Origin of the sequence: Nocardiopsis sp. LDBS1602 (genome assembly GCF_035818715.1) — a bacterium.
GTDB classification, from domain to species: domain Bacteria; phylum Actinomycetota; class Actinomycetes; order Streptosporangiales; family Streptosporangiaceae; genus Nocardiopsis; species Nocardiopsis alba.
Window position 1 is genome coordinate 177,241 of sequence record NZ_JAYLVW010000001.1, and the last position, 12,648, is coordinate 189,888.

Genomic DNA, 12,648 nt, shown 5'->3' on the forward strand with positions numbered 1-12,648 from the left:
GAACGGTCGAACGCACACCCCCGTGGAAGGGTTCCGGCCCCGGTCAGTCGACCGGACGCCAGTCCGCGTTGGCCCCGCACACCACCAGGCACGGGTTCTCGCCGGGCACGCGTCCGGCCAGCCAGGCGGCGAAGGGGACGGCCGCGGCGGGCTCGGTGGCGATCCGGAACTCCTGCCACAGACGGGTCTGGGCGCTGATGATCTCGGCGTCGCTGACCAGCGCGGGCGTCACCGGGTGGGCGCGCAGCACCTCGAAGGGCACCCGGCCCAGGGTGGCGGCGCCCAACGCCGAGGACGCCACGGACTCCACCGGGGTGGTGACCGGATGTCCCGCCGCCATCGCCGCGTGCATGCTCTGGCAGCCCTCGGGCTCGACCGCGACCACACGACGGCCGTCCGCTCCCAGCCGCACCCCGGCCGCCAGACCGCCGCCGCCCACGGCCACCACGATCGTGTCGCACTCGGGGGCGTCGGCCGCCACCTCCAGCCCCACGGTGCCCTGACCGGCCACCACGAGGGCGTCGTCGAAGGCGTGCAGGTAGCGGATCCCCTCGGTCTCCGCCTGGTGACGGGCGGCCTCGGCGGCCACCGCGTAGTGCTCGCCCACCCGGACGATCTCGGCCCCGGTCGCGGCCAAGGGGACGGCCTTGGCCTCGGGGACCGTCTCGGGGACGTAGACCGTGGCCCGCACGCCCAGGATCTTCGCGGCGGTGGCCACGCCCAGACCGTGGTTGCCACCGGAGGCGGTGATGACCCGGTCGGTGGGCTCGCCGCCCATGAGGGCGTTGAGCGCGCCGCGCAGCTTGAAGGCGCCCGTGCGCTGGAGCTGCTCCAGCTTCAGGGTGAGGGTCCGCCCGTCGATCTCGGCGCGCATCACCGGGGTCCGTCTGGTGTGGGGGGAGATGCGTTCGGCGGCGGCACGGACGTCGGTGGCCGTGGGCACGGCGGGCGCGGTCGTGGTGCTCATGGTCCCACTCTGCCGCTACCGGCGATTAACTTAAAGTTGTGTCTGCTAAAGATGATTAAGCGAAACTTTGTGTCAGACTTTGATTCGGTACGGAGTGTCGCGAGGGGAGGCCGGATGCTGGACGCCAATCGGGTGCGGGTCCTGGTCGAGATCGCGCGCGCCGGATCGATCGCGGCCGCCGCCGAACGGCTCTCCTTCACCCCCTCGGCCCTGTCGCAACAGCTCACCAAGTTGGAGACCGAACTCGGCTGCCGGCTGGTCGAACGCGGACGCACCGGCGCCACGCTCACCGAGGCCGGCCGTGTCCTGCTCGAACACGGGGAACGCGTCCTGGGCGAACTGCGCGACGCCGAGGCCGCGGTACGCGCCGTCTCGGGGGAGCGGGCGGACCGTCTCTCCCTGGGCGCCTTCGCCAGCGCGGGCAAGGTGCTGCTGCCCGAGGCCCTGGCGGTGTTCGGCCACGAACATCCCCACGTGCGCCTGTCGCTGTCCGACATCGAACCGCCCGGAGGCCACGACCTGGTCACCTCCGGCGACCTCGACCTGCTCATCACCCACCGCTATCCGGGCGTCCCTCCGCCCCGCACGGGCGGCCTGCACCGGGAACGGCTCCTGGTGGATCCGCTCATGGTGGCGGCCCCGGCCGGTCACCCGCTCGCCGACGGGGAGCTCTCCCTGGCCGAACTGGCCGACGAGGACTGGATCTGCGGGGCCCCGGGCATCCACAACCGGGTCAGTCTGGACGCGGCGGCCGAGGCGGCGGGGGTACGACTGCGGGTCGCCTACGAGACCCGCGACTACGAGGTGGCGCTGGCCCTGATCGAGGCGGGCATGGGGGTGGCCCTCCTTCCGCGGAGCATCCTGGGGGCCGCGCACGGAGACGGGTGGGTCGCCCGCCCCCTGCGCGGGGCCCGTCTGGCACGGGAGATCTACACGGTGCACCGCCGTCGTCCGACCGAACCGGTGTCCGCCATGGTCACCACCCTGCGCCGCGCCGCCGCACGGACCCTCGCCCGCTAGTGGACGGGCGCGTCGTCCTCGCCGCGCAGGACGCAGAACTCGTTGCCCTCGGGGTCGGCGAGGATCGCCCAGCCCGAACCGTCGGGGCGCCGATGGTCGGCGACGAAGGTGGCGCCCAGCCCCAGCAGCCGCTCGACCTCCCGCTCCCGCGAGGTGTCGGGGCGCAGACACAGGTGGATCCGATTCTTGACCGTCTTGGCCTCGGGCACCTGGTTGAAGTACAGGGTCGGCCCCTCGGCCATCTCCACCAGGGTCTCCTCGTCGCCCGGCCTGCTCTCCGGATGGACGGGACGTCCGGTCACCGCGCTCCAGAAACCCGCGAGCCCGTAGGCGTCCTCACAGTCGATGGCCACGTTCAGCACTGTCGAGATCATGCGCGCCACCCTGACATCCCGAAAACCGGAACACCACCCGTTTTCCACACCCCTCGGTGGTCCGGGTCAGGCGACGTATTGGGCGCGCACGGCGTAGATGGCGGCCTCGGTGCGCGAGTGCACCTGGAGCTTCTCCAGGATGTTGCGCACGTGGTTCTTCACGGTGTTCTCGGTGATGAACAGCCGTTCGCCGATCTCCCGGTTGTTCATCGAACGCGCCAGCAGCTTCAGCACCTCGGTCTCGCGGGGGGTGAGCTGGGGCAGCTCCGCCCTGGCCGGAGGGGAGCTGTCCTGTTTGGCCAACTCGGCGAACTCGGCGATCAGCTTGGTGGCCATGGAGGGTTCGATGAACGACCGGCCCCGGGCGATGGTGCGCACGGCCCGGGAGATGTCGGTGACCGCGATCTCCTTGAGCAGATAGCCGGTGGCGCCGGCCTTCAACGCCTCGAACAGGTCGCTCTCGTCCTCGCTCATGGTCAGCATCACGAACTTGACCTCGGGGACGGCCGCGCGGATGCGGGGGCAGGCCTCGATACCGGTGGAGCCGGGCATCATCACGTCCATGAGGACCACGTCGGGGCGCAGTTCGGTGGCCAGTCGGACCGCCTCGTCCCCGTCCCCGGCCTCGTTGACGACGTCGATGTCGTCCTCGTCGTCCAGGACCGAGACCAGCCCGCGTCGGAACAGGGCGTGGTCGTCCACCACGAGCACCCTGATGGGGCGTGCGCTCTCCTCCTCGTCATCGGAGGGGTGGGGGAGCGGAACGGGTCCGGGGGGGTGGGGGCTCACCGAAAAAGACTCCTCTTCTGTACGGGCCGTTTTCCGGTTCCCTTTCGTGGGAAAGGGGACCGATTCGGCCGGAACCCGGGTCCCTCGTCGCCCTGGGGGAGGGACGTTCGGGAGCCGTGGCCCCGGGGCCGTTCGCACGGCCCCGACACCCGTGGATCCGGCTCTCGCGACCGGCGCGGGCGAGGGGGAACCTCGCGTTCCGTCCTCCCGGGCGATTATCCCATGAGCGGTCGGGAAAGGGGCCGTTCTCGGCACTTCGCTCTTTCCTCGGAACCGACCGAAACCCGGCGTCCGTGGACTTCGCGTCGGTCACAGGGGCGGGGCGCCGGGAGGGTTGGGCGCGTTCCAGCGGTAACGCAACGCCAGCGTCCGGAGGGTGAAGCAGACCAGGGCGCCGACCACCGCGATCCACCCGGCGGAGAACCCGACCAGGTCGGCCAGGACCACGATCCCGGCGGCGAGCATCGCGGGGATCGCGTACAGGTGCGAGTTGGCGCTGAGCACGGTGGGCACCCGGTTGAGCAGGACGTCGCGGATGGTGCCTCCGCCCACCGCGCTGAGCACGCCCAGCAGGACCGCCTGGAGCGGTCCGAACCCGAAGGCCAGGGCCTTGGTCGCCCCGATGACCGCGAACAGGCTCAGCCCGGCGGCGTCGAACAACAGGATCGGTTTGGCCAGGTGGGTGAGCCGACGACTGAGGAAGAACGCCAGTGTGCCGCCGGCCAGCGCGGTCGTCAGGTAGCGCCAGTCCTGGAAGGTGGCCGGGGTCTCGCCGAGCAGGACGTCGCGTATGACGCCGCCGCCGATGGCGGTCACCACCCCCAGCGCCATCACCCCGACGATGTCGACCCGCGCGGTGCGGATCGCGGTCAGGGCCCCGTCCAGGGCGAAGGCGAAGATCCCGAGGAGGTCGAGGACGAGAAGGACGTTCTGAGTGGACATGGCCGGTGGAGGGTTCCTTGCGCGAGGTGGGTCGATGCCGATGATTCCATCACGCCCGCCCCGTTCCCCGCGCGTGCGGTCCGGGCGGCACGCCGGAACGGGAGGGTCGGGGTCGGCGTGGAGACCTCCGCGCCGACCCCGACCGCGGGTGGGCTCAAGGAGTGACGGGCTCTCCTTCGCCGGGCGCGAGGCACTCCGTGGAGGTCCGCACGTCGGTGGTGTCCTTCGGTGGCACATCCTCGTCCACGCGGGTCCTCGAACCGGTGTCGATCTCTGCGGAGCCGGTGGCGGGTACCCGACGCAGCAGGGTCAGGGTCAGCACCGCCGCCGTCGCGGACAGGGCCGCGGCCACCCACGCCGCCACGGTCAGACCGTCGGTGAAGGAGGTCCGTGCCGCCAGGGCGAGGGCCTCGCCGGCGGCGCCGGGCATTTCCGCCGCCGCCTCCAGCGCACCCGGCAGCGTTCGGGCGGCGTCGGGGGCGGTGTCGGCCATCCCGGCGCGGTACACCGCCGTGCCGACGCTGCCCAGAAGGGCCACGCCGAGGGCGGTGCCCAGGTCGCTGGCGGTGGTGTTGACCGCCGAGGCCGCGCCCGCCTTCTCCGGCGGAGCGGAGCCGATGACCAGCCCCGGCACCAGGGCCATCGTCGGAGCGATGCCCGGGTAGAGCACATAGAAGGCGGCCACCAGCAGCGGAAGCCCATCGGCCCCCTCCACCCGGGTCAGCATCAGGCAGCCGAGGGTCGACAGCGCCATCCCCGCCGCCATGACGTAGGCGGGCCGTACGCGACGGGCGATCGCGGGGGTCACCGTCGAGACGATCACCAGACCGATCGCGGCGGGCAGGACCCACAGGCCCGCGCGCATCGGCGACTGCTCGGCGACCAACTGAAGGTACTGCGTGAACAGCAGGTACACCCCGCCCAGGGCGACGGCGACGAGGAGGAAGACGCTCAGCGAGCCGCTGAACACCCGATCCCGGAACAGCCGCATGTCCAGTAGGGGGTCGTCCAGACGGAGTTGTCTACGAACGAACACCACGCCGAACACGATCCCGGCGACCAGGGCGATCGTCGGCGCCGTCGCCACGCCCTCCTCGGCGAGCTTCTTCACCCCGTAGACGAACGGCAACAGGGCGGCCAGCGACAGCAGGACGCTCAACGGCTCCAGCCTTCCGGCGTTCGGAGCGCGGTACTCCGGGACCAGGAACGGGACCGCGACCAGCACCAGGAACATCACAGGGACACCGATGAGCATGGACGCGCCCCACCACAGGGCCTCCAGGAGCAGCCCGCCCACGAGCGGGCCGAGGGCCACACCGGCCGAGACCGAGGCCGCCCACAGGCCGATCGCGGTGGCGCGTTGGCGCTCGTCCCGGAACATCACGGTCAACAGGGACAGGGTGGCGGGCATGATGGCGGAGGCGCCCAGCCCCATCAGGGCGCGGGCGGCGATCAGTACCTCCGGGCCGGGCGCGTAGGCCGCCGCGACCGAGGCGACGCCGAACAGCGCCGCTCCGGCGAGCAGCAGGCGACGGCGGCCGATCCGGTCGCCGAGGGTGCCCATGGTGACCAGGAAACCGGCCATCACGAACCCGTAGACGTCGTTGATCCACAGGAGCTGGCCGCCGGTGGGGTTCAGGTCGGCGGCGATGTGGGGTGTGGCGAGGAAGAGGACGGTCATGGCCAGGAACAGCAGCACCGTGGGAAGCAGCAGTACCACCAGGCCCAGCCGGATCCGGGCGTCGGCCCGGGGTGGGATATCGATGGACGTGGACATTGAACGGTGTCCCTTCGAAGGTCGAGGTGAACGGTCACCACCGTGCCGATCGGGGCTCCGGACCTTCTTCGGAACGGCTCAGGGTCTCCATCGGCCGTCCTGACCAGGGCGTACGGTCGCCCTCTCGAGCAGGCCCTATCGTTGGCGCATGAGATTCGGGGTGCTGGGCCCGTTGGCCGTGTGGACTTCGGGAGGGCACCTCGTCCGGGTGCCCGAGTTCAAGGTGCGCCTGTTATTGGCGGGTCTGTTGGTGGAGCCGGGACGGCTGGTACCCGCGGACCGGTTGATCGAGGACCTGTGGGGCTCCGACCTGCCGGCCAACCCGACGGCCTCCCTCCAGACCCGGGCCTCCCAACTGCGTCGTGTCCTGGACGAGGCGGAGGAGGGCGGTCGCGGGGCGTTGGTCTCCCGGCCTCCGGGCTACCTGCTCGACGTCGCACCGGGGTCGGTGGACACCCAGACCTTCCACGACCTGCTCGCCCGGGCCCGCGCCGCGCCCGACCCCGCCGTCCGCGCCGCCCTGATCTCCGACGCCCTGGCCCTGTGGCGCGGTCCGGCCTTCGGGGAGTTCGCCGACCACGACTTCGCCCGTATCGTCACGACCCGGCTGGAGGACCGGAGGCTCACCGCCTTGGAGGAACAGGCGGAGGCCCGCCTCGAACTGGGCGAGCACGACCTGGTGGCGGACGAGTTGGGCGACCTGACCGAGCGTCATCCCCTCCGTGAACGGATGCGCGCCGCCCACATGCGGGCCCTGTACCGCGCGGGTCGTCAGAGCGAGGCCCTGGACGGCTACCACCGTCTTCGCACGCGCCTGTCCGAGGAACTGGGGTTGGACCCGGGGCCCGCCCTCGCCGAACTGCACCGGGCCATCCTCGCCCAAGAGCTCGATGAGGATCCCGGCCCCGTACCGAGGGCCCCGTCCATCATGGGGCCGGCGGTCCTGGACACCTCCTCCGCCGCCTCTCCTCCCACCCCGACCGATCCGGGCCCCTCCTTCCCGCCCGGACCCGCCACCTCCCTGGTGGGCCGGGACGAGGAGGTCGCGCGGATCGTCTCCCTTCTGGAGGGCTCCAGGCTGGTCACCCTCACCGGGCCCGGCGGGGTGGGCAAGACCCGCCTGGCTCTGGCGGTGGCGGCCGGTGTCGAGCGACCGGACGGGGTCCATCTGGTCGATCTGTCCGGGGTCGACCCTTTCTGCGAATCCGAGCCCCACGCCTGTACGGCGTCGGTGGTCGAGACGATCGCCATGGGGCTGGGCGTGCGCGACGACACGGCCTCCGCACCCGATCCGGACGTCTCCGTGGAGCGGGGGACGCGTCGGCTGGTCGAGGCGGTCCGTTCCCACGACGCCCTCCTGGTCCTGGACAACTGCGAGCACCTGGTGGAACCGGTCGCCGCGGTGGTCACGGCCCTGCTGCGCGGGGCACCCGGCCTGACCGTGCTGGTCACCGGCCAGACCCCGCTGCTCCTGGGGGCCGAACGGGTGTGGCCGGTCCGGCCGCTGCCCTTCCCCGAGCCGGGGGCGGGGAGGGAGGAGGCGGTCTCCTCGGCGGCGGTCGCCCTGTTCGTGGAACGGGCCTCGGCCGCCGACCCCGGGTTCGCGCTCACCGACGACGACGTCGAGGCGGTCATCGCGATCTGCCGTCGCCTGGACGGGCTGCCGCTGGCCCTGGAGTTGGCCGCGGCCAAGGTCCGCTCTCTGGGTGTTCGGGTGTTGGCCGAGCGCATGGACGACCGTTTCTCCCTGTTGTCCACGGGTTACCGGGACGCGCCCGATCGTCAACGCACCCTGCGGTCGATGATCGACTGGAGCTGGGATCTGATCGAGGGGCCCGAACGGGCCGTCCTGCGACGGCTCTCCGTCCACGCCGAGGGCTGCACGCTGGAGGCGGCCGAGACGGTGTGCGCCGACGAGCGCCTTCCGTCCGCCCGGGTCCTGGAATCGTTGACGACGCTGGTGGACCGTTCCCTGGTGACGGTCTCCCACGACCGGTTCGGTCCGCGTTATCGGCTCTTGGAGTCGGTGGCGGCCTATGGGCTGGAACGGCTGCGCGAGGCGGGGGAGGAGGAGCGGGTCCGCTCCCGCCACCTGGACCACCACGTCGGACTGGCCGAGCGCGCCGACCCGCGTCTGCGCACCACTCTGCAACGCGAGTGGCTGGACCGGTTGGACACCGAGTCGGCCGACCTGCGTCGGGCCCTGACCACCGCGCGAAGGATCGGCGCCACCGACCGGGCCCTGCGCCTGGTGAACGCCCTCGCCTGGTACTGGATGCTGCGGGGCCGATCGGTGGAGGGAGGCCGACTGCTGGACCTGGCCCTGGAGATGCCCGGGGGCGACGCCGGAGCGCGCCGTACCGCCCTGCTGTGGCGGGCCGGTCTGGCCTACGGGCACGGAGGAGGGAGCGACCCGGACCCCGCTCTCCTCACGTCCCCGGACGCCGACGAGGCCGAACTGCGCGCCCGCTGGTACCTGCTGCACAGCGGGATCGGTTTCACCGACGCCGACTCCGAGGAGGCCCGGGCTCGGAACGGGCTCGTCCTGGACGCCTTCGAGGCCTCCGGTCCCTGGGGAGCGGCGGCCGTCTCCCTGACCCGGGCCCGGGCGGCGTACGGTCGCAGCGAACTCGACGCGCTACGCGAGCACGCCGAACGGGGCAGGGCCCGGTTCGTCGAGATCGGCGACCGGTGGGGTCTCGTACCGGCCGCCGCCCTGCTGGGGTCGTACGCCGAGGTCGTCGGCGATCACTCCACGGCCGCCCGCCACCATCGCGAGGGCATGCGTGTCGCCGAGGATCTGCGTCTGTGGACCGAGGTCGGCGAGCGCCTCATCTCCCTGGGCCGGATCGCCCTGTTGGAGGGCGACCTCGCGCGCGCCGAGGAACTCCACGAACGCGCCCGCCGGACGGCGGTGGACCACGGCCACGTGGTGGGCGAGGAGGCCGCCGTGCTGGGGCTGGGCATGATCGCCCGCCGCCGGGGAGACCTCGACACCGCGCGCCGGCACCTGGAGGCCTGGCTCGACTGGCACCTGCGAACGGGGTCGGACTTCGGCGCGGCGCTCATCCTGGCCGAACTGGGCTTCGTCGCCGAGGTGGAAGGGGACGTCGAGGCGGCGCTCCGTTCGCACCTGCGCGGCTTGGAGGCCGCGCGACGCACCGGGGACCCACGCGCGTGGGCGCTCGCTCTGGAAGGGACGGCCGGGGCGTACTCTCTGGCCGGGGACGCCGCGCGGGCGGTCCGGCTCCTGGGCGCGGCCGAGAGTCTGCGGGCCTCGGTGGGCGCGCCCCTGCCCGCTGCGGAACGGGGGGACGTGGATCGGATCGAGGAGCGTGTCGCGGCGGCCCTCCGTCCCGGGCCCCGTGAACGCGAGCGCGCGCTCGGCCGGGCGCTGAGCCGGGAGGAGGCCTGGGCCGAGGCGGTCCGAAGCCGACCCTGAGGAAACCCGAAGGCGTTCGTCGCAGTGTGGGGCCATGAACGACATCGTGACCGACAGCCCCGATCCGTCCGTCGCCGAACACGTCCGCCGTTACCTCGCCAGTAATGGAGAGGACGGCTACCTGGAGGGCGGCACCACCAACCTCGTCATCACCACGGTGGGCCGCCGCAGCGGCCGCCGCCATCGCACCGGGCTCTTCTTCGGCCGGGACGGGGAACGTCTCGTCCTGGTCGCCTCGGGTTCGGTGTTCGGACAGCCGACGCCGAACTGGTACCACAACCTCATGGCCACGCCCGAGGCGGAGGTCCAGGTGCGCGCCGAACGTTTCCGGGTCCTGGCCCATGAGGCCGTCGGCGAGGAGTACACCCGTCTGTGGCGGCTGATGACCGACCGGGCGCCGGTCTACCACCGCTACGCGCGGGAGGCCCCGGGGCCGATCCCGATCGTGGTCCTGGAGCGTCTCGGGGAGGAGTCGTGAACCCCGGCTCCCACGCGCGAAGCTGTGGCAGGGTCCAGGACTTCGCCGCCGTCCGTGAGGACTTCGACGCCATCGTCGGCTCGGTCGTCTACTCCACCATGACCACCGTCGACGCGGAGGGACGCCCCCGGTCCAGGGTGTTGATCCCGGTCTGGGAGACCGGAGGGGAGGTCCCCCTGGGGTGGTTGGGGACCTATCGGACCCCGGTCAAGACCGCGCACCTGAGGGGCAACCCGCACGCCTCCTTCTCCTACTGGTCTCCGGCGCAGAACACGGTGTCGGTGGACGTGGTCGCCGAGTGGATCGACGACCCCCGGGTCCGGGAGCACGTATGGGACCTGTACCGACACGGCAGCCCGCCGGGGGCGGGCTACGATCCCGGCGGCTTCTGGGAGGGGCCCGACGATCCGAGGTTCCAGGTCCTGCGATTGGAACCCTGGCGGATCCAAGTGCTGCGGGGCCGGGACCTGGTCTCCGGGGTCCCCTCGCGGATCTGGCGGCGCGATCGCGGTTGAGAGGTTCCCCTTCGGGGGAGTCGACAGGCGTGTCGGTTCCCTCCCGCCGACGCGCGTGCCGACACCATCGGGGAGGAGATCCGGCGAACCGAGGACGGGGAACATGGAACACGTGGACGCGATCGTCATCGGAATGGGGCCCGGCGGTGAGGTGGTCGCCGACCGACTGCTCGCCGAGGGACGACGTGTGGCGGTGGTCGAACGGGAACTGATCGGCGGGGAGTGCGCCTACTACGCCTGTATCCCCACCAAGGTCCTGTTGCGTTCTCCCGAGGCGCGGGAGGAGGCGGCCGACGTGGCCGGGCTCTCCCGCCCGGACCGGAAGTGGTCCGAGCTGCGCTCCTACCGGGACGGCATGGTCCGCCACCTGGACGACAGCGCCCAGGCCGAGAACTATCGGGACCGCGGAGCCCTGGTGCTGCGCGGGGCCGCCCGGATCGTGGGGCGCGACCCCTGGCGGGTGGAGGTGGCGGGCACCGAGGTGACCGCCGACCACGTCGTGGTCGCCACCGGTTCGTCCCCGATCCGCCCGCCGGTCGAGGGGCTGGACCGGCTGGGCCCGGACCTGGTGTGGACCAACCGGGAGGCCACGAACCTCACCGAGATCCCCTCGCGGGCCCTGGTGATCGGCGGCAGCGCGGTCGGGATCGAACTGGGCGGGTTCCTCGCCGACATGGGTTCGGAGGTCACCATCGTCCAGCGCGGTCCCCGGCTTCTGGACCGTGAGGACCCCCGTCTGTGCGGGCTCGTCACCGAGAGGTTCGAGGCCGAGGGCGTCACCGTGCGCACCGGCGCCGAGGTGTCCTCGGTGGCGCGTGAGGGGGACGGGGTGGTGGCCGAGCTCTCGGACGGCTCCCGCGTCCACGCCGACGTCGTGGTGCTGGCCACCGGACGTCGTCCTCGCGGCGACGAACTGGGCCTGGCCGACCTCGGGGTGGAACCGGACCGGGGCTCCCTGCCGGTGGACGAACACTGTCGGGTGGCCCCGGGACTGTGGGCGGTGGGGGACGTGACCGCGCGCTCCATGTTCACGCACGTGGCCAAGTACCAGGGGCGGGTGGTGGCCGACAACGTCCTCGGGGGCTCGCGCGTCGCCGACTACACGGGCGTGCCCCGCGTGGTGTTCTCCCACCCCGAGATCGCGGCCGTGGGGCTCACCGAGGAGCAGGCCCGCGACCAGGGGGTGGACGTGACCACCTCCGAGGTCGACCTCACCGAGGTCCTGGCCCGGCCCTGGACCTACGCCACCGATCCGATCGGGCGCCTGGGTCTGGTGGCCGATCGTGGAAGGGGCGTGCTGGTGGGGGCCTGGGCCTTCGGTCCGATGGCCTCGGAGTGGATCCACACCGTGGCGTTGGCGATCCGGACGGGGCTGTCGGTGGAGACGCTGCGCGACTCCGTTCCCCAGTTCCCCACCTACAACGAGGGCTACATCGTGGCCCTGGAGGCGCTCGACGTCTAGACGTCGACGCGCTCGCGCAGGGCGGCGGCCTCCTCGGCCTCCACACTCTGGTTCCACTCGGCCTTGGAGGCCTGCCAGCCGTCCTCGTTGCGGCCCAGTCGCCAGTAGCCGGAGATCGACAGACGCTCCTTGGGGACCCCCAGGTCCACGCGCAGCAGTCGGCGCAGTTCGCGCACCATCCCGGCCTCGCCGTGGACGAAGGCCTGGAGGTCGCCCTCGGGGAAGGTCCATTCCTTCAGGGCCGGCACCAGGAGCGATCCCACCCGGGCGCCCTCGCGGTGCAGCCACCGCACGTGGACGCCCTCCGGGGTCCTCAGCTCCTGACGTTCCGCCGCGTCCTCGATCTCCAGGAACACGTGCGCGGTGGCGCCTTCGGGCAGCTGTTCCAGGGAGGCGGCGATGGCGGGCAGCGCGCTCTCGTCTCCGACCAGCAGGTGCCAGTCGGATTCGGCGGCGGGGGCGTAGGTACCGCCCGGGCCGAAGAAGCGCAGGAGGTCGCCGGGGCGGGCCCGGGCGGCCCAGACGGCGGCCAGGCCGACGTCGCCGTGATAGACGAAGTCGATGGTGAGCTCGCGGGTCCGCGGGTCCCAGGCGCGCACCGTGTAGGTGCGGGTGACCGGCCACTCCGAGCGCGGCCGTTCGGCCTTGATCGCCTCGACGTCGTAGGGTTCGGGGTCGCCGGGGGCGGGCGGCGGGAACAGCAGCTTCACGTAGGAGTCGGTGACCCCGGAGGTCTCGAACGCGGCCAGGCCCTCACCGCCCAGCACGACCCGGACCATGTGCGGGGTCGGGCGTTCGACGCGCTCGACCCGGCCGGTGTGGACGATTCTCTTCGGACGTGTCCGCCGCTCCGTCACGGAGTCCCCTCTCCTGTAGGTTAGG

The 12,648-nt window shown here is 72.1% G+C and carries 11 protein-coding genes; 5 read left to right on the forward strand and 6 right to left on the reverse strand.

Going from position 1 to position 12,648, the window contains the following annotated elements:
* Nucleotides 1-43: 43 nt before the first annotated feature.
* Complete coding sequence (locus tag U9J66_RS00800; protein ID WP_017535293.1) at nt 44-967, reverse strand: threonine/serine dehydratase; 924 nt, start codon at nt 965-967, stop codon at nt 44-46.
* Nucleotides 968-1,081: 114 nt separating this feature from the next.
* Here U9J66_RS00800 and U9J66_RS00805 point away from each other — a divergent pair, with 114 nt between their 5' ends.
* Nucleotides 1,082-1,987 (forward strand): LysR family transcriptional regulator, encoded by a 906-nt coding sequence (locus tag U9J66_RS00805; RefSeq protein ID WP_014912988.1) that lies wholly within the window; start codon nt 1,082-1,084, stop codon nt 1,985-1,987.
* Here U9J66_RS00805 and U9J66_RS00810 read toward each other — a convergent pair.
* The 4 genes from U9J66_RS00810 to U9J66_RS00825 form a co-directional block, all read right to left on the reverse strand.
* The gene (locus U9J66_RS00810; protein ID WP_161112223.1) at nt 1,984-2,361 is read right to left on the reverse strand and encodes a VOC family protein; all 378 of its coding nucleotides are present in this window, start codon (nt 2,359-2,361) and stop codon (nt 1,984-1,986) included. The genes U9J66_RS00805 and U9J66_RS00810 overlap by 4 nt on opposite strands.
* A gap of 66 nt (nt 2,362-2,427) precedes the next feature.
* Complete coding sequence (locus U9J66_RS00815; protein WP_014911878.1) at nt 2,428-3,150, reverse strand: response regulator; 723 nt, start codon at nt 3,148-3,150, stop codon at nt 2,428-2,430.
* Between the two features lie 309 nt (nt 3,151-3,459).
* Nucleotides 3,460-4,092: a trimeric intracellular cation channel family protein gene (locus U9J66_RS00820; RefSeq protein WP_014909283.1), complete on the reverse strand. Its 633-nt coding sequence runs from the start codon at nt 4,090-4,092 to the stop codon at nt 3,460-3,462.
* Nucleotides 4,093-4,246: 154 nt separating this feature from the next.
* The gene (locus U9J66_RS00825; RefSeq protein ID WP_326336659.1) at nt 4,247-5,869 is read right to left on the reverse strand and encodes an MFS transporter; all 1,623 of its coding nucleotides are present in this window, start codon (nt 5,867-5,869) and stop codon (nt 4,247-4,249) included.
* Nucleotides 5,870-6,017: 148 nt separating this feature from the next.
* On the opposite strand from U9J66_RS00825, the gene U9J66_RS00830 reads away from it, so the two are divergent.
* From U9J66_RS00830 to U9J66_RS00845, 4 genes are all read left to right on the forward strand, one after another.
* Complete coding sequence (locus U9J66_RS00830; RefSeq protein ID WP_326336660.1) at nt 6,018-9,311, forward strand: AfsR/SARP family transcriptional regulator; 3,294 nt, start codon at nt 6,018-6,020, stop codon at nt 9,309-9,311.
* Nucleotides 9,312-9,345: 34 nt separating this feature from the next.
* Nucleotides 9,346-9,789 (forward strand): nitroreductase/quinone reductase family protein, encoded by a 444-nt coding sequence (locus U9J66_RS00835; protein WP_326336661.1) that lies wholly within the window; start codon nt 9,346-9,348, stop codon nt 9,787-9,789.
* Nucleotides 9,786-10,304 carry a pyridoxamine 5'-phosphate oxidase family protein gene (locus U9J66_RS00840; RefSeq protein ID WP_161112218.1) on the forward strand — a complete coding sequence of 173 codons (519 nt, stop codon included), beginning with the start codon at nt 9,786-9,788 and terminating at the stop codon, nt 10,302-10,304. The genes U9J66_RS00835 and U9J66_RS00840 overlap by 4 nt, the downstream gene beginning before the upstream one ends.
* Nucleotides 10,305-10,407: 103 nt before the next feature.
* A complete protein-coding gene (locus U9J66_RS00845; protein WP_326336662.1) occupies nt 10,408-11,766 on the forward strand; it encodes a dihydrolipoyl dehydrogenase family protein in 1,359 nt (452 codons plus the stop codon).
* Here the strand turns inward: U9J66_RS00845 and U9J66_RS00850 are convergent.
* A complete protein-coding gene (locus U9J66_RS00850; RefSeq protein ID WP_326336663.1) occupies nt 11,763-12,623 on the reverse strand; it encodes a siderophore-interacting protein in 861 nt (286 codons plus the stop codon). The two genes, U9J66_RS00845 and U9J66_RS00850, sit on opposite strands and share 4 nt — an antisense overlap.
* Nucleotides 12,624-12,648: the final 25 nt, after the last annotated feature.

Bases quoted from the DNA above. Each gene is read 5' to 3' on its own strand.
- U9J66_RS00825 (WP_326336659.1), bottom strand. From the start codon at position 5,869: ATGTCCACGTCCATCGATATCCCACCCCGGGCCGACGCCCGGATCCGG.
- U9J66_RS00805 (WP_014912988.1), top strand. From the start codon at position 1,082: ATGCTGGACGCCAATCGGGTGCGGGTCCTGGTCGAGATCGCGCGCGCC.
- U9J66_RS00820 (WP_014909283.1), bottom strand. From the start codon at position 4,092: ATGTCCACTCAGAACGTCCTTCTCGTCCTCGACCTCCTCGGGATCTTC.
- U9J66_RS00810 (WP_161112223.1), bottom strand. From the start codon at position 2,361: ATGATCTCGACAGTGCTGAACGTGGCCATCGACTGTGAGGACGCCTAC.
- U9J66_RS00845 (WP_326336662.1), top strand. From the start codon at position 10,408: ATGGAACACGTGGACGCGATCGTCATCGGAATGGGGCCCGGCGGTGAG.
- U9J66_RS00800 (WP_017535293.1), bottom strand. From the start codon at position 967: ATGAGCACCACGACCGCGCCCGCCGTGCCCACGGCCACCGACGTCCGT.
- U9J66_RS00835 (WP_326336661.1), top strand. From the start codon at position 9,346: ATGAACGACATCGTGACCGACAGCCCCGATCCGTCCGTCGCCGAACAC.
- U9J66_RS00830 (WP_326336660.1), top strand. From the start codon at position 6,018: ATGAGATTCGGGGTGCTGGGCCCGTTGGCCGTGTGGACTTCGGGAGGG.